Source organism: Acinetobacter pseudolwoffii, assembly GCF_002803605.1.
Taxonomy (GTDB): Bacteria; Pseudomonadota; Gammaproteobacteria; order Pseudomonadales; family Moraxellaceae; genus Acinetobacter; species Acinetobacter pseudolwoffii.
Window position 1 is genome coordinate 263,293 of the sequence record NZ_PHRG01000002.1, and the last position, 17,664, is coordinate 280,956.

The window sequence follows — 17,664 nt, forward strand, 5'->3', positions numbered from 1 at the left end:
GTCATGACTGCCCAACCCTTATTGAATTTATCAAACTGTTAAAATTTCTGGCTATGTTGGCTGTGATTTTTAGGGCATAAATTACTTGTAGCGGAGACAACATGCACAGTAGTTCATCCACTGGGTCGAGGCTTTGCCTACGATCTGTAATTTCTTCTCTCCCTTTGAAAGCACTTGTACTGAGCACTGCATTTATTCCCTTTCACAGTATCAATGCAAGTAAGACCACACTTCAGTTTGATCATGTGGTCAATAGCAATAAGCTGACCGTGGTTGCAGTCGAAAATCCGACCACCGTATTTCAGGATGGACAACATCTGCATGGCTTCGGTTATGACCTGGTGCGCAACTATGCCAACAGTCTGAATGTGAAACTGGATTTTAAAATTGTCCCGAATAATGCCACTGCACTGCAATGGGTTGCTCAGGGCAAAGCCAATCTGGCCATGACCACCACCGATTTAGGTGAAATTGAAAATAAGCGCCTGACTTCATTCTCCGCCACCTGTGGTGATCAGTCTATTTTGGTGAGTAATGGCTTGAATACCAATTTAAATCTGGTATTTAAATCTGCCACAGATCCCTTGAGCCAGACTGCTAGTGCTTTTATCTGTAAAGGCAAACAAAGTGGTGCCATCAAGCAGCTTGCTTCATTTTATAATCAGAATGTGGTGAAAGAGGAATCTTGGACAGCCATTCAACGTGATTTGAGCAACCGGTTACCGATCTATAAAGCAAGCTTTAAACAGACAGCGCAGCAATATGATCTAGATTGGCATTTATTAGCTGCCATTGGTTATCAGGAATCTTATCTGAAACCGAACTCAGTCTCTCCGACAGGTGTTCGCGGTTTGATGATGCTGACCAATAGCACTGCTAAAGCAATGGGTGTGAGCAATCGTACCGATCCAGCCCAAAGCATTCAGGGTGGTGCCAAGTATTATGATCAAATGCTGAGCCGCTATGAGCATATTCCTTATCCAGATCGCAACTGGTTTGCACTGGTCGCTTATAATATGGGCCCAGGTGCAGTGAATCAGTTACAAAAACGCATTCAGTCACAAGGCAAGAATCCAAATAACTGGGTCAACCTCTATGCCTATCTGGATCAGAATAAAGCCAATAACGGCCGCTATCGTCAGGCAGTACAATATGTAACCCGTATTCGTGCTTATCTGGAACACATCAAGACCACACCACAATTGGTGAATATCTAAGGTCTGATGAGCTGGATTTTATTCTATCCGGCGATAAAAAAGCTTACCTCAAAGGTAAGCTTTTTTTGTGCTCATTTCAGCTGATGTTCAGCAAAATTAAGCTGTCGTATTTTCAAGTACTTTCTTGAATAGATCTTTTTGTTCCTGACTCGGTTTGGCAGTTTGAAGTGCCATCAATTGAGACATATCACCCTGTACTTTGATTTTACCGGTCATAAATGCCTGCATGGCTGCGGCCATATCAAACTCCAGAAAAACTTTACGTAACGTTTCGCCGTCCATATTCAAAGTCGTTTTGGCATTTGAAGACAAACCTTTTTTAATTGCTCCACCATCTAAAGATAGTTCAGTATTACCTGTAGTGTCCGCTACAACCAAATTAATCGCCAGGTTCGCCAAAGCTGGTGGCAAGTTTAAATCACCAGCTTGCGCAGTAAGTGTTTCTACAGTTGAAAACCAATCATCAGTTAAAAAAGCAGGCATGATCTTTCCTCAAATTATTTGTTCATTTGTGTCGACTATCCAGACGACATCATGTTGAAGCTATTATGCTCGTGCTTTGTTATATCATGATCATTAGCGCAAAGGCTAACGAATTTTGTACGCGTCGTTCAATTTTTGTAGTTCTATTTTTATTTGTTTTTCATACAGACATCAACCCGAAGGCTGATATCTGTGTGCTGAAATTATTCTGCGGCAAAGCCCAGATTGACCATATTAATCCGGCGTTTCTCGCCTTCCAGCGCTTCTTCAGTCGAACAGCTGTCTTTGAAGTCAAATTCGCGCTGGCTGTCCAGCACTTCAAAGTCAAACAATTCACGATCGACCAGCTGTGATGGCGAGACATTTTGCAATGCACCAAAAATACTGTGCAGACGTTTTGGATGTGCCTTATCCCAATCACGTAACATGTCATTGATAATTGCGCGCTGCAGGTTCGCCTGAGAGCCACATAAATTACATGGAATAATTGGAAATTGACGCATTTCTGCATATTTGATGATGTCTTTTTCTTCCACATAAGCCAGTGGACGAATCAGAATGTTCTTTTTGTCAGAAGACAACAGTTTTGGTGGCATGGCCTTCAAGCTGCCGCCATGGAACAGGTTCAGGAAGAAGGTCGCCAGAATATCATCACGGTGATGCCCCAGCGCAACCTTGGTCGCACCAATTTCCTGGGCAAAGCCATACAAAGAGCCACGGCGCAGACGCGAACAGACGGCGCAATAAGTCTTACCTTCCGGGGTCAACTTTTTGGTGATGCTGTAGGTGTCTTTTTCCAGAATGTAATACGGAATGTTATTTTCTTCTAAATAACGTGGTAATACATCTTCCGGGAAGCCTGGCTGTTTCTGATCCAGATTCACCGCCACGACATCAAAGTTGATCGGTGCGATACGCTTGAACTGCAACATGATATCTAACAGGGTGTAACTGTCTTTACCACCTGAAATACACACCATGACCTTATCGCCTTCTTCAATCATTTTGAAGTCACGAATGGCATGTCCGACCTGGCGACGCAGCTTCTTCAACAAACGATAGTAGGCTGAGCTTGTTGGCAGTTCAGGTTTGAAATTAAATCCTTGTTCGGACTCAACTGGCGAGTACATAGACGAGATTCACCCATAAATAAAAATACCGCGCAATTTTAGCCGATTCAGGCCCGCATCGCATCAAAAGAATTTATTTTCATGCAAATGTCATATTAGTTTCATTTTCATGTTTTATTTAGATTGATATATTGAACGTTTCAGTTCAATTAATCAGCAAGATGCCTAGTTTTTGGACTTTTCCACAGTTGTCCACAAAAGCTGTGGATAACTTTGTGGATTGAAACGCACTTGACAAGTTCTTCGTCTCAAAAGATAAGGCTTTTCTTTAAATTGATCACTTTTTAACCAATTTAATTATTAATAAAAATCAACTAGTTAAACCTGTCAACCCTAAGGTTTTAAATTAAATCATATTTTTTTTCTAACTCTAAAATGTAAAAAATGGCTTGCACTTACAAACTCGTTTATAAATGCAGCGTACAAGTCTTTTCATTCCGTAATTTTTTGTTAAACTCATCATTAAATTTTTCTCGATTGTGTTTACCTAATATAAACAATGAAAATAAATTTGCGTGTTTTGGGGTGTCATGGAATCAGTGCTGTGCTATTGGCGAGTTGTTGCCAGTTGGTCTATGCCGGTCAAACCATTTATCAGTTGCGCGATAGCAATGGCAGCACCTTATTAACCAATAAGAAAAGTCGCTATAACCATCTTCAGGTTGAAAAGAAGACCTATTATCCAGACAGTAATATTCATAGTTATAGCAATTGGGGTTCCAGTGAAGCTTCGGTCTTGCCGAGCTATAGTAGAAATAAAAATGCTTATGATTCGATTATTCGCCAGGCAGCGCAAACCTATGGTGTCTCTGAAGGCCTGATCAAAGCCGTGATGCATACCGAGTCCGGTTTTAATGTACAGGCTCGCTCTCCAGTCGGTGCACAAGGCCTGATGCAACTCATGCCGGCGACAGCACGTCGTTTTAATGTCAGCAATGCCTATGACCCGCAGCAGAATATTATGGCCGGGGCCAAATATCTGGCCTGGTTATTGAAACGCTTTAATGGCAATACCACCTTGGCACTGGCAGGTTATAATGCCGGCGAAGGCAATGTGGCCAAATATAAGGGTGTGCCACCTTTTCGTGAAACTCAGGACTATGTCCGCCGTGTCAGCAGCCGTTATCAGAACTTGTACGCACAGGGACTGGGCAGCACCAGTGGTACATATACCGCTTCCTCTGATACTGGTCGTGTCATTGCCAGCTCTGCCAATTATTCAACTGAAACCACGACGGCATCCAATGTTCAGGCGGCAAAATATCAGCGTCAGATCATTGCACGAGCAGATGGTAGCTTCACTGATGCACCGATGGGTTCTTATGCCACTGCCAATGCGACAGCATCTGCAAAAATATATTTAAGTGAGTAATTTTGAAACAGCTTTGTTTTTAAAGACCTATCTTTCAATATGGACAAAAAACATACTGTCTTTTTGTAGCGAATTGCTATTTTTTTCTTGAAATCTTATCGATTTCACCTCATATTGATTTCAATGATTTACATTCAATAATCAGATTATTTTTCTGTAATAAGAGGATTTCTCAATGATGCGGATTGGTTTGTTCTTGCTAACCAACCTCGCGGTACTGGTTGTAGCTGGCATTATCTTGTCACTCTTCGGTGTCGGTAGTTACCATGGCGCAGGTGGCTTGAATCTAGGCAACCTGCTGGTCATCTGTTTCGTGTTCGGTATGGTTGGCTCAATGATTTCCCTGTTCATGTCTAAATGGATGGCGAAAAAGACCACGGGTACTGAACTGATTGACCCGAATGCACCTCGTAACCAAGCTGAAGCCTGGTTGCTCCATGAAGTTGCACAACTTTCTCAGCGTGCAGGCATTAAAATGCCGGAAGTGGGTATTTTCCCATCTTATCAATCCAATGCCTTTGCCACTGGCTGGAATAAAAACGATGCTTTAGTAGCCGTATCGACTGGTCTGCTTGAGCGTATGAACAAAGACGAGCTTCGTGCAGTATTGGCGCATGAGATTGGTCACGTCGCCAATGGTGATATGGTCACTCTGGCACTGATTCAGGGTGTTGTGAACGCCTTCGTCATGTTCTTCGCACGTGTCGCGGGTGATTTTATTGACCGTAACGTTTTTGGTCGTGAAGAAGGTGAAGCACCGGGTATTGCCTATTTTGTAATTACCATCGTACTGGATATCGTATTCGGTATTCTGGCGTCGTCGATTGTGATGTGGTTCTCCCGTCAGCGTGAGTATCGTGCCGATGAAGCAGGTGCGCGCTTGGCAGGTAAACAGGCTATGATTTCAGCATTATTGCGCTTACAGGCAGAGTCTGAAATGCCAGATGCCATGCCGAAAGAAATGAAAGCATTTGCGATTTCTGCGGGTAAAGAAGAAGGCTTTAGCCTTGCTGCCTTGTTCCAGACGCATCCAAGCATCGAACAACGTGTTGCTGCACTACAACAGCTTGATTGTGCTTAAGTAATACTATTCATTGATTGAAAAAAGCCTGCACTTGCAGGCTTTTTTATTGGATTCAATTATTCATTATTTATATAGGCCTTTATGCGCTGATCCACTGATACAACGCCATCGCACCCCACCCAATCGCAAAAACAAATAGAATCAGGAACAAGGCGCCTAAAATATCCGGGATATGAATCCAGATCCAGGCCACTACAGGATTGCGCCAAAATACAGACTGCTGCTGTTTGCGTTCCAGGCTTTCATGCAAAAAAGGGTGTACCACATGTCGATCACTGTGAATCTGATATTCTTCACGAATATGAACATGCACCACATCAAGCGCCTTGCGACTGGGACGAATAAAAATATCAAAAATGGTGCCTGCCACTGGAATAAATCCAACCACCACATCCATCACCGCCAGTTTCATGACCGGATTCAGCTTGGCACTCGGCACCCCAATCTGTTTGGCCTTATGAATGGCATAACAGGTCAATACAAAGCCGGCGATATCTCCAGCGACCGGAATCGTACTCAGCGCGGCATCTACCCCTACCCCTTGCTTGGTAAATGGAATACGTACCACTGAATCCATCATGTTGGCAAACTTGGCCAGATCACGTTCCAGACGAATGACCTCTTGTTGACTCAGTTTTGTTTTTTGTCCAGGCTCAGGCATATGTGATTCCAAAAATAGGGCTGACTTTCATCAGCATAAATTATTTTGAGACCAAAGTTGTAGCAATCTGTGAATTAAAACAATAATTTGGAAGCAACAAATAGATAAATAATCACACCGGTGGCATCACAAATAGAGGTCACCAAAGGTGCAGAGGCACTGGCCGGATCCATCTTAAACTTGTTCAGAATAAAAGGCAGACTCATGCCAATCAGGCAGCCCATCAGCACAATGCCGAGCATACTGATCGCTAGAACCACAGCCACCATGATATCCCCTCGGACATAACCCAACACCGAGACAGCCAGTGCCATGGTGCCACCCAGACACAACGCCACCAAGGTTTCCCGGCTGAGCAGGCTAAACCAGTCTCTAAACTCTACATCACCGGTGGCCAAAGCACGCACCATCAAGGTCGCCGACTGCGAGCCGGCATTACCGCCACTGCCCACCAGCAATGGCAGGAAAAAAACCAGAACAATATGCGCGGCAATGGTCTCTTCATAATGTGCAATGCCAATGCCGGACAATAGACTGCCAAAGACCAGAATCACCAGCCAAGATACGCGCTTCTGGTACAGTGTAAAAATAGGCGCAGTTTTTAAACTTAACTCAGTTAAAGGCTCAACCGCCCCTGACTTTAAAATATCCTCGGTGGTTTCGGCTTCCATGATGTCCATGGCATCATCATAAGTGACAATTCCAAGAATTTTTTTATGCTCATCGACAATGGGCAAAGCCATAAAATCATAATAGGTTAAAGTTTTTGCGACGTCTTCTTGGTCATCCCCAATCTTGGCGTAAATCACATCTCTTTGCATGATCTCGGCAATGCTGGTTTCAGGACTGGCCTGAATCATCTGCCTTAAAGAGACTACCCCGATCAGCTGGTCCTGCTCATCAACAATATAAATCAGATACAGGGTTTCCTGATCTGCGGCCACCACACGCAACATTTGGATAGCGTCATGAATCGACAGATCCTGATGCAAAGAAACAAAACTGGAGCTCATCAGCGCACCAGCAGTCCCTTCAGGATAAATCGCCAGATCTTTTAGGGTTTGCCGACTCGCTTCGGACAATTTTGCCATGAGCTGCTGCTGCAGCTGTGGAGAACATCGTTTATAAACATCGACAAAGTTGTCCGAATCGAGCGCATTTAAAATCGCAATAATCTGTGCGACCGGTAATTGCTCAGCCAGACTGACTTGTTGGCTGAGTGGCATAAACTCGAATACCCGGCTCGGTTCTTTGAGTTCCTGAAAAATCCGGATCTGTTCTTCTAACTTCAAACCTTTTAAAATACTGGCCTGATCGGCGACATTCAGCTCATTTAATAAGCCAATCGCCATAGCATGGTTTTCAGAACGGATCTGTTGTTGAATATGCTGTATTTTTTCTGAAATTTTCGGCATAGGCAGTCCATGGTTATAAGCGCAAAGGCGTGGATTTTAGCATCATCCTCCGAACATTACCCCTGCTCTCAGTGCATCTAAATCATCACAGCCGGATTGAGTCAGGCTATGGATTGTTTTTCTGAGCGCACGATCATGAATCAACCGGTTCTTTTTTAGCCATTAAACTTCGAATCATCACATACATAAAGGGAATAAAAATTAGCACCAGCACGGTTCCAAAAATTACGCCGCCGAATACACTGACACCAATTTCCTGACGGCTTACCGCACCTGCTCCCGTGGCAAAGACCAGAGGTAAAATCCCGGCGCCAAAAGCCAAGGAAGTCATCAGGATCGGACGCAGACGCAAGGAAGCACCTTCTAATGCTGCCTCCACCACCGATTTGCCCTGTTGCTGTGCCAGCGAAGCAAATTCCACAATCAGAATGGCATTCTTACAGGACAAGCCAATGGTGGTCAGCAAGGCAATCTGAAAATAGATATCATTCGGGAAGCCAGCCAAATAACTGAAAATAATATTGCCGCCAATACCAAGAGGAATTGCTGACATTACCGCCGTTGGAATACTCCAGCTTTCATACAATGCGGCCAGACACAGGAAAATAAAACCTATCGAAATCAGATACAGCCAGATGGCCTGATTATTGGACTGTTTTTCTTCAAAGGATAAACCGCTCCAGACCACATCTACGCCGTCCTGTTCAGCAATCAGCGCCTCTACATCCTGCATGGCCTGACCGGAGCTGCTGCCTTGAGCCCGATCCGCTTCCATCTGTAGTGCGGTATAGCCCATGAAACGGTTGACCACTTCCGGACCACCACTCCAGTCCACTTGCGAGAAGTTACTAAAAGGCACCATTTGATTCTGGTCATTACGGACATGCCATTGTGCCAGATCTTCCGGCTTGGAACGAAATTCGGCATCGCCCTGCATGATCACCCGTTTAATCCGGCCGCGATCAATAAAGTCATTGATATAACTGCCACCCCAAGCGCTAGATAAGGTGCTGTTAATTGCCGTTTGGGTCAGACCATTGGCCATGGCCTGTTTTTGGTCAATATTGACGCGTAGTTCGGCTTTTTCAGGATTAGAACGTTTACCCAGATTTTCAAAGCTTGCATAATTGCCAGCCTGAGCTTCCAGTGCCTGAAATTGCTGTTCCAGATACTGCCGGCCATTACCATTGATATCCCGAATCCAGAAATCCAGACCATCGGTTTGTCCCAGACCATTGACTGACGCGGGCATGGATACGTTGATTTGTGCATTAGGGTTACTTTGAAAATGCTTCAAAGCCCGTTCACGAATCGCGGGTGCGGTATTGTCCTGACCGGAACGTTCATTCCAGTGTTTTAATGCCACAAAACCGGTGGCCAGATTCTGGCCAGTTCCCGAGAAATTGCGGCCATAACGAATCATCACCAGGCTGACATTGGCCTGTTCCTGATCCAGAAAATATTTACGAACCTCTTCTCCGACCTGAATGGTATTTTTCATCGGAGCACCTTCCTGCACTTTGATTTGCAGGCTTAAAATCCCCTGATCTTCACTCGGCAAAAAACTGGTTGGCAAAGCACGGTAAAACAGTGCAAAGACACAGATCAAGCCGGCAAAAAGCAGTAAACAAATGACCTGATGCTGAATCGTGACTTTGGAAAGATGCAGATAACGATGCTTTAAATGATCCAGCTTCTGGTTAAACCATGCCGCCCATTTTGCCGGTTTTGGATTCGGTTTCAGAATGAGCGCACACAGTGCTGGGGTTAGAATCAAGGCCACCAATAAGGATAAGGACATGGCCGCAACCAAAGTGATGGAGAACTGTCGGTAGATCACCCCGGTAGAACCGCCAAAGAACGCCATCGGAATAAAGACTGCGGTTAGAACTAAGGTAATTCCGACCAATGCCCCACTAATTTCCTGCATGGACTCTAACGCCGCCTCTTTGGCAGACAAATGCTGTTCATGCATCAGCCGTTCCACGTTTTCTACCACCACAATCGCATCATCAACCAATAGACCAATGGCCAGAACCAAAGCGAATAAAGTTAAGGTATTGATACTCATGCCCAGTGCATAAAGCACCGCCATGGTTCCCAAAATCACCACCGGCACCGTTACGGTAGGAATCAAAGTAGCACGCCAGTTCTGCAAGAAAATGAACATCACCATGATAACCAGAATGATCGCTTCGATCAGGGTTTTGACCACCTCTTTAATCGACTCTTGTACAAAGGGTGTATTGTCTCGTGGGTAGGCAATTTTATAGCCTTCGGGTAATTGCTGGGAAATACGGGCAACTTCAGCTTTAATCAAGTTTGAGGTGGCAATGGCATTGGCACCTGAGGCCAGAGAAATTCCAAGACCTGCCGAAGGATAACCATTATTGGTGCTATAAGACTGATAACTTTCAGCACCAAGTTCGACCCGTGCAATATCTTTTAAATAAATAAAACTACCGGCACGATCCGATTTGACAATAATATTCTGGAATTCTTCAACGGTTTTTAGACGGGAACCCGAGGTGACTTTAGCATTCAGGTATTGTTCATCCACTGCCGGCAAATCCCCAATCGCGCCCGCAGCCACCTGAGTATTCTGAGCTTCAATGGCGGCACGAACATCGCTTGGCATCAGCTTATACTGTTTGAGTTTTCCTGGATCCAGCCAGATCCGCATCGCATATTGAGAACCAAAAACATCGACTTCACCAATGCCTTCAATCCGGGAAATGTCCTGCTCCAGATGTGTCATCAAGTAATCAGAAAGTTCAATATTGTTACTGCGGCCGGACTCATCATACAGGCTGATCACCATATGGGTATCGCCGAGAGATTTAAACACGTTAACGCCCTGGCGTTGGACATCTTCCGGTAAACGGTTCAATACCCCATTAATCGCATTTTGTACCTGAACCTGTGCTGTATCGGGGTCGGTACCATTTTCAAAGCTGATGCTGACCCGGCTGCGCCCTGAAGAATCACTACTCGAACTAAAATACAGTAAATGGTCAATCCCTTTAATCTGCTGCTCCAGCACCTGGGTCACGCTTTCTTCCACAGTTTCCGCAGAAGCGCCACTATAGGTTGCTGCCACCGTTATCCGTGGCGGGGCAATGTCCGGATAACGTTCCACTGGCAGGTTCATCACTGCGAACAGGCCAATCGCCATCACGACAATCGCCAATACCCCAGCAAAGATCGGGCGGTGGATAAAAAATTTAGACAGCATAAGTCCGAGTCACTTTTTAATTAAAGAGGGATGAATTTAGACCAAATACGAGCAAGCTATATCTAAATATTCAGTGACATAGCAGTAGAATGCAAGAATTAAACACATAATAACTGTGATAAAAACCAATCATGGAGAAATTATGGATGATCTCACTTGAATACTTTCTTGAGGTTGCCATTTCCTATTTATTAATAGCATTTTTCCAAATAAAAAACCCTGCAGATGCAGGGTTTTTTGGTGAATCAATTCAGCAGATTAAGCACTGAACTGGTTCATTGTGTTTTTAGCGTCATCACCAGCTTTCAATGCATTGTCACCAGCGAAGATTTCTTTGTGGTCATCACCGATGTCAGAACCAGCCATTGCCTGGTGTTTAACACATGCGATACCGCCGCGGATTTCTTTACGTTGTACGCCAGCAACATAAGCCAACATGCCTTCAGAACCGAAGTAACCTTGAGCAAGTTCATGCGTAGAAAGTGCAGCTGTGTGGTAAGTCGGAAGTGTGATCAAGTGATGGAACACACCCGCTTCACGCGCAGCATCTGCTTGGAAGGTACGAACTTTTTCGTCAGCTTCAGCAGCCAGTTCAGTTGCATCGTACTCAGCGCTCATTAACTTAGCACGGTCGTAAGCAGAAACGTCTTTACCTTCAGCAACCCAACGGTCATACGCTTGTTGACGGAAGTTAAGCGTCCAGTTGAATGAAGGTGAGTTGTTGTATACAAGTTTCGCATTTGGAACTGTTTCTTTCACACGGTTTACCATGTGAGCGATTTCAGCAACGTTTGGTGTCGCAGTTTCGATCCAAAGAAGATCCGCACCATTTTGCAAGCTGGTTACACAGTCAAGTACAACGCGGTCAATTTGCGTGCCTTCACGGAACTGGTACAAGCCAGAAGCAAGACGTTTAGGACGGTGAAGTTTGCCATCACGTTTGATCAGGATTTCATCTTCTTGTGCATCAGCGATATCAATTTCAGATGTTTCCAAGTAGCTGATATATTGAGAAGCGATGTCGCCTGGCTCTTTAACCACTGGGATTTTTTGAGTCAGGTCAGCACCTTCAGAGTCAGTACGTGCAACGATGATACCGTCGTCAAGACCCATTTCAAGGAATGCATAGCGAAGTGCGTGGATTTTCGCGATGAAGTCTTCGTGTGGCACAGTTACTTTACCAGCTTGGTGACCACATTGTTTCGCGTCAGACACCTGGTTTTCGATTTGTAGTGCACATGCACCCGCTTCGATCATTTTCTTAGCTAAAAGATAAGTCGCTTCTTCGTTACCGAAACCCGCATCAATGTCCGCAATAATTGGCACAACGTGAGTTTGGAAATTGTCGATTTGTGAAGTCAATTCAGCTGCTTTAGCAGTGTCGCCTGCTTCTTGTGCTTTTTTAAGTGCACGGAACAAGTCGTTCAATTCTTTCGCGTCAGCTTGACGTAAGAATGTGTAGATTTCTTCGATCAATGCAGGAACAGAAGTTTTTTCGTGCATAGATTGGTCAGGAAGTGGACCAAATTCTGAACGAAGTGCTGCAACCATCCAACCAGAAAGGTAAATGTAGCGACGTTCAGTCGTACCGAAGTATTTTTTGTTCGCAATCATTTTTTGTTGTGCGATGAAACCATGCCAGCAACCTAATGATTGAGTGTATTTGCTAGAGTCTGCATCATAAGCAGCCATATCACGACGCATAATTGCCGCGGTATATTTCGCAATGTCTAAACCAGTTTTGAAACGGTTTTGGATTTGCATACGCGCAGCATCTTCAGGACTGATGTCTGCCCAAGTGTTACCGAATTTCGCTTTCAATTCGCGGATTGCATCAATCGCTGTTTGGTATGTAGTCATGATATTTTCCTGTAATAATATTAGGATTTTTCTGCAACGAACCGTTCAAATCACACCCTCAGTAACTTGTTTAGATTTTCGCCGGTCCGTTGGGATAGCTAAAGATTAGTGGGCTTATGAAAATTAATCCAATAGTCTGCAAGAATCTTCAGTATTTATTTAAAAAATGAGTAGATGAAAGTCTTAGTATAATCCTGTGATGTTAAAATAAGATATTGTTTTATTTTATATTTTACTAAAATAAAACTGATCGTTTTTCACTCATACTGCTTAAAAATACTTCATTAGACTTAAGTCTGGGCTTGGCTCAAATCCACTTTTATTAAAAAATAATCATGATTTTGAATTATTTCTTAGGCTGAAGCATTTATCAAGATAGCATACTTTTCACGCAATTATTCACGCACTCACACCTGTATTTTTAAAGTTTAAAGCTTGGTTATGGAGCTGTTGATCTGCATACATGAAAATACTGAATCTTTGCTTAGCCCGTGCTTCTACTCAGTCGAATAAAATCGTTAATTATTCAGCTTAAACCTGCATAAATTCCCTAGATTTTATCTGCTTTATCATGGCTTTTTTTTCATCGGCGCTTTACACAAAGCCCGGCAGTTATGGCATAATCAGCATAATTTCTTGTATTTATTCTCGGTATTTCTTTTATGAATCTGGAGCGGGTCGATCTCAATCTATTAATTTATCTTGATGTACTTCTTCGCGAAAAAAATGTCACCCGTGCAGCCGAACAATTGGGCGTTACCCAGCCTGCCATGAGTAATATTTTACGCCGATTACGCAATTTATTTAATGATCCTCTCCTGATCCGTTCTTCTGAAGGCATGACACCAACAGAACGTGCACTTGAGTTACAGCCACGTATCCGCGATGCGCTGGCTGACTTGTCCATGATTCTGGAACCGCGTACCGAGTTCCGTCCTTATACGTCAAATCGTGTCTTCCGGATTATGACCTCGGATTATGCCGAAGCGACACTGGTTCCTCGGCTGGTCAAAGCCTTACGCTCAGAAGCACCGAACGTGGTCTTGGACTTTCTAACCCCGAGTGATGTGTCTTATCGTGACATGGAACAAGGCAAAGTTGATCTGGCGATTAACCGTTTTAATGAAATACCGCAAAGTTTTCATCAGGTTCTGGTCTGGCGTGACAGTTTTTCCTGTTTATTAAACAATAAACACCCCGCTGCAACCAACCTGAACTTAAAAAGCTATCTGGATGCACAGCATATCTGGGTCTCTAAAACCGGTATGGGTGTGGGCTTCGGGGTCAACCCGGAGAAACAGGCCGGTTTAGGCTGGATCGATCAGGCTTTGGAACGTATTGGCCAGAAACGTAAAATCTCGGTCTTTACCCGTCATTATCAAATGCCAGGTTTATTGGCCTCCAATGTCGATCTGGTGGCAACCCTGCCTTCACGGATCGCACGCCTGCAAGCCAAGAATCATAATTTAATTCTGAAAGATCCTCCATTTTATATTCCCGAATTTGAACTCAAAATGGCATGGTGCCCTCTATTGCATCATCACCCTGCACATCGCTGGTTACGTCAGCTGATTTTGTATGTTGCGCGTCAAATGATTGAGGAAGAAAATCGTGAATTCCTGAGCAATAATTCTCAATTTTCACACTATTAAACTCAAATTCTTCTAAATTCTTATTTTTTAAGATTATACTTTGAAGGCTTGAGAGGTAGTTTTTACACCTCAAGCCTTTTTTTGTGTTAAAAATATCCCAAGATACTATTCATCCACAGGTGGATTTGTGAGCCTCTTACAAAATATCGTGATTATCTTAATACTCATCGCGGGGGCCGGTTTTTTATCTTTAACAGAAATCGCCCTCGCAGGTGCCCGTAAAGTCAAACTGAAAATTCTGGCTGAATCGGGTGAACATCGCGCTCAAAAAGTTTTAGATCTACAAGAAAATTCTGCTGACTTCTTTGCAGCCTCTCAAATCGGTTTAAATGCAGTCGCCATTCTTGGCGGTATTTTAGGTGAAGGAGCCTTCCGTCCTTATATTTTTAATTTTGTTTCCCGCTTTTACCAGGGTCCTTGGGCTGAAAATATTAGCTTTGCACTTTCCTTCACTGTCGTCACTTCTTTATTTATTCTATTTGCAGACTTGATGCCGAAACGTTTGGCCATGATTGCGCCAGAAAAGATTGCAGTCTCGGTCATTGAACCCATTCAGATTTTCATTAAAGTCTGTAAGCCTTTGGCCTGGCTCATTAATGTTATTGCCAACATGCTGTTCCGTCTGTTTAAAGTGAATACCATTCGTGATGATAATATTACCTTTGATGATATTTCCGCAGTGATGGATGCAGGTGCACAGGCTGGCGTACTGCAAAAACAGGAACATCATTTCATTGAAAATGTATTCGAGCTGGAAGAGCGTAATGTACCTTCGAGTATGACTACCCGTGAGAATGTGGTGTTCTTTACCCTAAATGAACCAGAAGAAAGTATTCGGCAAAAGCTGGCGGAATATCCCTATTCCAAGTTTCTGGTGTGTAGCAATGATATCGACAGTGTGATTGGCTATGTCGATGCCAAAGATATTCTGGTGCGGATTCTGAATAACCAGTCGCTGCTACAGTTAAATGAAAATACCATCCGTAATGTCCTGACCATTCCGGATACTTTAACTTTATCGGAAGTCCTGGACCGTTTTCGCTCGACCAAGGAAAAATTTGCCGTCGTCATTAATGAATATGCGCTGGTGGTTGGGGTAATTACCCTCTCCGACATTATGATTACTGTAATGGGCGACTGGGTGACACCAATTGAAGCCGATCAGCAAATTATTAAGCGTGACAATAATTCCTGGTTGATTGAAGGCAGCACGCCAATTGAAGACATGAAACATGCGCTTGAAATCGACTCAATGCCAGATGAGGAAAATTACGAAACACTGGCTGGTTTTATGATGTTCAAGCTGCGTAAAATTCCGCGTCCTGCCGATACCGTCATTCATGCCGGTTATAAATTTGAAGTCGTCGATGTCGATCATTTCAAGATTGACCAGTTGCTGGTGACTCGGATCATTGAAATCAATCCATTAATTCAGGAAGAATCAGAATAATCTGATTCTTCTTCTATTTTAAAATAAAAATCATAAGGATAGAGTGATGTCCATTTCTGCGCTATTGGCTTGTTTTAGTTTTTATTCAGGACTGTATTTAATCTATTTCTTTTTTGCTCAACAACAAAATCCGCTGTTTTTGTTTTTAGCGATCATTTTATTGATTTTTGCTTGCATCATTACCCCTTATGGTTACCAGCGTCACCGTGGCCATTATGACCGAACCATGAGTTGGGGACAGTATTTAGCCATACCTTTGATTTTATGGGGACGACTATTTATCGTTCCTATCAGTTTTATTTTAAGTTTGTTTTATTCAAACCAGTAAATTCAATCATAAAAAAGCACCTAACGGTGCTTTTTTACATCTATTGAGGTGCTTAGATCTCTGTTAACAATGCATCTAAAACAGCTTGATAGTGAATCTGGATATCATCTTCTAGAATCTTGTAAGCATTGTCGAACTGCACCATAGGCCAGCCTTCTTTCCAGAATGGGAAAATATTATGCAGGTCATGGGTAACAATCGCGTCTTCACGCACAATTGCTTGGGCAATTTGTGACAGTACCTGTGCAGTTTCAGCACCATCAATCGCCATATAATCAATTCCGCGCGCTTTTAAAATACGGACGCGGTCTTTTTTATAACGGATTTTTTTGATTTGTGCCGTATTCAGGCCCAAAGCCAAAGATACCGCTTCGACAAATTTGTCTTCAAATGACTGATTCAATGCCACTAACGCTTCTTTATGCGCTTCCTGACGACCAGCTTTACCACCCTGACGAATCACTTCTTTCGCCTCAGTATTTAGTTCATCCTTTTTCATGCTTTGCAGGATGTCTAAAATTTCGATGTCGCTTAACGCCTCAGGAGATTGATCAGTCATAAACTGTCCTTAAAAAAATAAATCTTGAATCGGCTATTTTCGCATAATTCGTGGCTAAAAAACTAAAATCTTCGTGATTAAAGCAATGATAAGCGCTGAAAATGGATTTGTCCTGTGATTCTGCGTCAAATCGACTATAGTGCCTGTGTCTATTTCTGAATCAATCTCTGGATGATGCCCACTACCCAAGTGACTTTGTTGCTGCAGCAACTTCAACAACAGTATCCGACTGCATTTAAAGGCAATTACCTGTTCTATAGCCAGATCAAAATCCGTGGGATCTGGGATAAAGCCAAGCTTTTGATTCCCTGGGTCTTGGCGGCCATGATTTTTATTCCCGTCAGTTTGATGTTCGGTGACGTCATAAAGCAATCTTTTGTGCAAGTGAGCGAATTTCAGGCGCAAAGTTATGCCATTTTGGCGATACTGTTGTTCCTGATGTTGAGTCTCACCTTAATTCTGCAACAGGTTCAGCATTCTTCTTATTCGCTATATCAGTTATTACGCCATACCCCAATCAAGATGGCTGTGGTGATTATACTACAAACCTTAAATCTGTTTTTTGTACAAAGTAGCCTGCTGATGTGGAGTTTATTCTTTTTTGGAGTCAGCTTTGGCTTTATCCGTTTTTATCGGGAAAACTTGTTCCGGGAAAACAGCCAAAATACTGAACATTATCAGTTGCAACAATTACGTAGAATCTGCTTCTGGGCTTATAAACAGACCTGTATGCTTCGACTAAAATTACGTTTTTGTTCAAACAATCATCCTCAGCATGCCGAACTAAAACAGCAATTAAATCACTATGCCGAGTTATATATCCAACTGCTGAAACATGAGCATCAATACTGTAAAACCATCAAGCATCTGGATGTCGACAGTTATCTGGACGAGAACTCATAGTTCGCTCTATTATTTTGATTAGCCATCTTGAATATTTCTAATAAGGGGCTTAAAAACAGATTGATCTGCTAATTTTTTAGAGAGAAGCCACGGAATTGCTTGAAAAGAAAGCAATCATTTAGAAATGTGCTTGCCAAGCTTTATTTCGTCCTCTATTATTGCGCACATGCCCGAGTGGTGAAATCGGTAGACACAGGGGATTTAAAATCCCCCGCCCACAAAGCGTGCCAGTTCGAGTCTGGCCTCGGGCACCATTTTAATCTTTATTAAAATGGTGCAATAGAAAACCCAGCATTAGGCTGGTTTTTTTGTGCC

The 17,664-nt window shown here is 43.3% G+C and carries 14 protein-coding genes and 1 tRNA gene; 8 read left to right on the forward strand and 7 right to left on the reverse strand.

Translation table 11 applies throughout. From position 1 onward, the window contains the following. Nucleotides 1-101: 101 nt before the first annotated feature. The gene (locus CWI32_RS05925; protein WP_005097690.1) at nucleotides 102-1,217 is read left to right on the forward strand and encodes an MltF family protein; all 1,116 of its coding nucleotides are present in this window, start codon (nucleotides 102-104) and stop codon (nucleotides 1,215-1,217) included. Nucleotides 1,218-1,313: 96 nt separating this feature from the next. Here the strand turns inward: CWI32_RS05925 and CWI32_RS05930 are convergent, their stop codons facing one another. After that, nucleotides 1,314-1,700 (reverse strand): SCP2 sterol-binding domain-containing protein, encoded by a 387-nt coding sequence (locus CWI32_RS05930; RefSeq protein WP_004280536.1) that lies wholly within the window; start codon nucleotides 1,698-1,700, stop codon nucleotides 1,314-1,316. Nucleotides 1,701-1,903: 203 nt separating this feature from the next. Continuing rightward, the gene (gene ttcA, locus CWI32_RS05935; RefSeq protein WP_005097691.1) at nucleotides 1,904-2,830 is read right to left on the reverse strand and encodes a tRNA 2-thiocytidine(32) synthetase TtcA; all 927 of its coding nucleotides are present in this window, start codon (nucleotides 2,828-2,830) and stop codon (nucleotides 1,904-1,906) included. Nucleotides 2,831-3,329: 499 nt separating this feature from the next. Between ttcA and CWI32_RS05940 the strand changes: the two genes are divergently transcribed. Next, nucleotides 3,330-4,202, forward strand: a complete 873-nt coding sequence (locus CWI32_RS05940) for a lytic transglycosylase domain-containing protein (protein WP_005097692.1) — start codon at nucleotides 3,330-3,332, stop codon at nucleotides 4,200-4,202. A gap of 175 nt (nucleotides 4,203-4,377) precedes the next feature. Continuing rightward, a complete protein-coding gene (gene htpX / locus CWI32_RS05945) occupies nucleotides 4,378-5,283 on the forward strand; it encodes a protease HtpX (protein ID WP_005097694.1) in 906 nt (301 codons plus the stop codon). Between the two features lie 82 nt (nucleotides 5,284-5,365). On the opposite strand, the gene CWI32_RS05950 is transcribed toward htpX, so the two are convergent. The 4 genes from CWI32_RS05950 to CWI32_RS05965 form a co-directional block, all read right to left on the reverse strand. Continuing rightward, a complete protein-coding gene (locus tag CWI32_RS05950) occupies nucleotides 5,366-5,947 on the reverse strand; it encodes a DUF4112 domain-containing protein (protein ID WP_100534863.1) in 582 nt (193 codons plus the stop codon). Between the two features lie 74 nt (nucleotides 5,948-6,021). Continuing rightward, nucleotides 6,022-7,362, reverse strand: a complete 1,341-nt coding sequence (gene mgtE, locus CWI32_RS05955) for a magnesium transporter (RefSeq protein WP_005097697.1) — start codon at nucleotides 7,360-7,362, stop codon at nucleotides 6,022-6,024. Nucleotides 7,363-7,495: 133 nt separating this feature from the next. Further along, nucleotides 7,496-10,597, reverse strand: a complete 3,102-nt coding sequence (locus tag CWI32_RS05960; RefSeq protein WP_100534864.1) for a multidrug efflux RND transporter permease subunit — start codon at nucleotides 10,595-10,597, stop codon at nucleotides 7,496-7,498. 258 nt (nucleotides 10,598-10,855) lie between these two features. Beyond that, nucleotides 10,856-12,457, reverse strand: a complete 1,602-nt coding sequence (locus tag CWI32_RS05965) for an isocitrate lyase (protein ID WP_005169883.1) — start codon at nucleotides 12,455-12,457, stop codon at nucleotides 10,856-10,858. A gap of 662 nt (nucleotides 12,458-13,119) precedes the next feature. On the opposite strand from CWI32_RS05965, the gene CWI32_RS05970 reads away from it, so the two are divergent. From CWI32_RS05970 to CWI32_RS05980, 3 genes are all read left to right on the forward strand, one after another. Then, nucleotides 13,120-14,109: a LysR family transcriptional regulator gene (locus CWI32_RS05970; protein ID WP_005097703.1), complete on the forward strand. Its 990-nt coding sequence runs from the start codon at nucleotides 13,120-13,122 to the stop codon at nucleotides 14,107-14,109. Nucleotides 14,110-14,236: 127 nt separating this feature from the next. After that, on the forward strand, nucleotides 14,237-15,559 hold the full coding sequence (gene paeA, locus CWI32_RS05975) for a polyamine export protein PaeA (protein ID WP_005097704.1): 1,323 nt from the start codon (nucleotides 14,237-14,239) through the stop codon (nucleotides 15,557-15,559). Between the two features lie 46 nt (nucleotides 15,560-15,605). After that, nucleotides 15,606-15,887 (forward strand): hypothetical protein, encoded by a 282-nt coding sequence (locus tag CWI32_RS05980; RefSeq protein ID WP_005097706.1) that lies wholly within the window; start codon nucleotides 15,606-15,608, stop codon nucleotides 15,885-15,887. A 52-nt stretch (nucleotides 15,888-15,939) separates the two neighbouring features. Here the strand turns inward: CWI32_RS05980 and CWI32_RS05985 are convergent, their stop codons facing one another. Then, nucleotides 15,940-16,446: a hypothetical protein gene (locus tag CWI32_RS05985; protein ID WP_100534865.1), complete on the reverse strand. Its 507-nt coding sequence runs from the start codon at nucleotides 16,444-16,446 to the stop codon at nucleotides 15,940-15,942. A 174-nt stretch (nucleotides 16,447-16,620) separates the two neighbouring features. Between CWI32_RS05985 and CWI32_RS05990 the strand changes: the two genes are divergently transcribed. Together CWI32_RS05990 and CWI32_RS05995 are read left to right on the forward strand one after the other, a co-directional pair. Further along, on the forward strand, nucleotides 16,621-17,349 hold the full coding sequence (locus tag CWI32_RS05990; RefSeq protein ID WP_100534866.1) for a hypothetical protein: 729 nt from the start codon (nucleotides 16,621-16,623) through the stop codon (nucleotides 17,347-17,349). Nucleotides 17,350-17,517: 168 nt separating this feature from the next. Continuing rightward, a tRNA-Leu gene (locus tag CWI32_RS05995) sits at nucleotides 17,518-17,603 on the forward strand. The last annotated feature ends 61 nt before the right edge of the window (nucleotides 17,604-17,664 follow it).

Coding starts and splice junctions, on each gene's coding strand:
- CWI32_RS05940 (WP_005097692.1), top strand. CDS start 3,330: ATGAAAATAAATTTGCGTGTTTTGGGGTGTCATGGAATCAGTGCTGTG.
- CWI32_RS05925 (WP_005097690.1), top strand. CDS start 102: ATGCACAGTAGTTCATCCACTGGGTCGAGGCTTTGCCTACGATCTGTA.
- htpX (WP_005097694.1), top strand. CDS start 4,378: ATGATGCGGATTGGTTTGTTCTTGCTAACCAACCTCGCGGTACTGGTT.
- CWI32_RS05970 (WP_005097703.1), top strand. CDS start 13,120: ATGAATCTGGAGCGGGTCGATCTCAATCTATTAATTTATCTTGATGTA.
- CWI32_RS05990 (WP_100534866.1), top strand. CDS start 16,621: ATGCCCACTACCCAAGTGACTTTGTTGCTGCAGCAACTTCAACAACAG.
- CWI32_RS05930 (WP_004280536.1), bottom strand. CDS start 1,700: ATGCCTGCTTTTTTAACTGATGATTGGTTTTCAACTGTAGAAACACTT.
- CWI32_RS05985 (WP_100534865.1), bottom strand. CDS start 16,446: ATGACTGATCAATCTCCTGAGGCGTTAAGCGACATCGAAATTTTAGAC.
- CWI32_RS05960 (WP_100534864.1), bottom strand. CDS start 10,597: ATGCTGTCTAAATTTTTTATCCACCGCCCGATCTTTGCTGGGGTATTG.
- CWI32_RS05980 (WP_005097706.1), top strand. CDS start 15,606: ATGTCCATTTCTGCGCTATTGGCTTGTTTTAGTTTTTATTCAGGACTG.
- CWI32_RS05950 (WP_100534863.1), bottom strand. CDS start 5,947: ATGCCTGAGCCTGGACAAAAAACAAAACTGAGTCAACAAGAGGTCATT.
- mgtE (WP_005097697.1), bottom strand. CDS start 7,362: ATGCCGAAAATTTCAGAAAAAATACAGCATATTCAACAACAGATCCGT.
- CWI32_RS05965 (WP_005169883.1), bottom strand. CDS start 12,457: ATGACTACATACCAAACAGCGATTGATGCAATCCGCGAATTGAAAGCG.
- ttcA (WP_005097691.1), bottom strand. CDS start 2,830: ATGTACTCGCCAGTTGAGTCCGAACAAGGATTTAATTTCAAACCTGAA.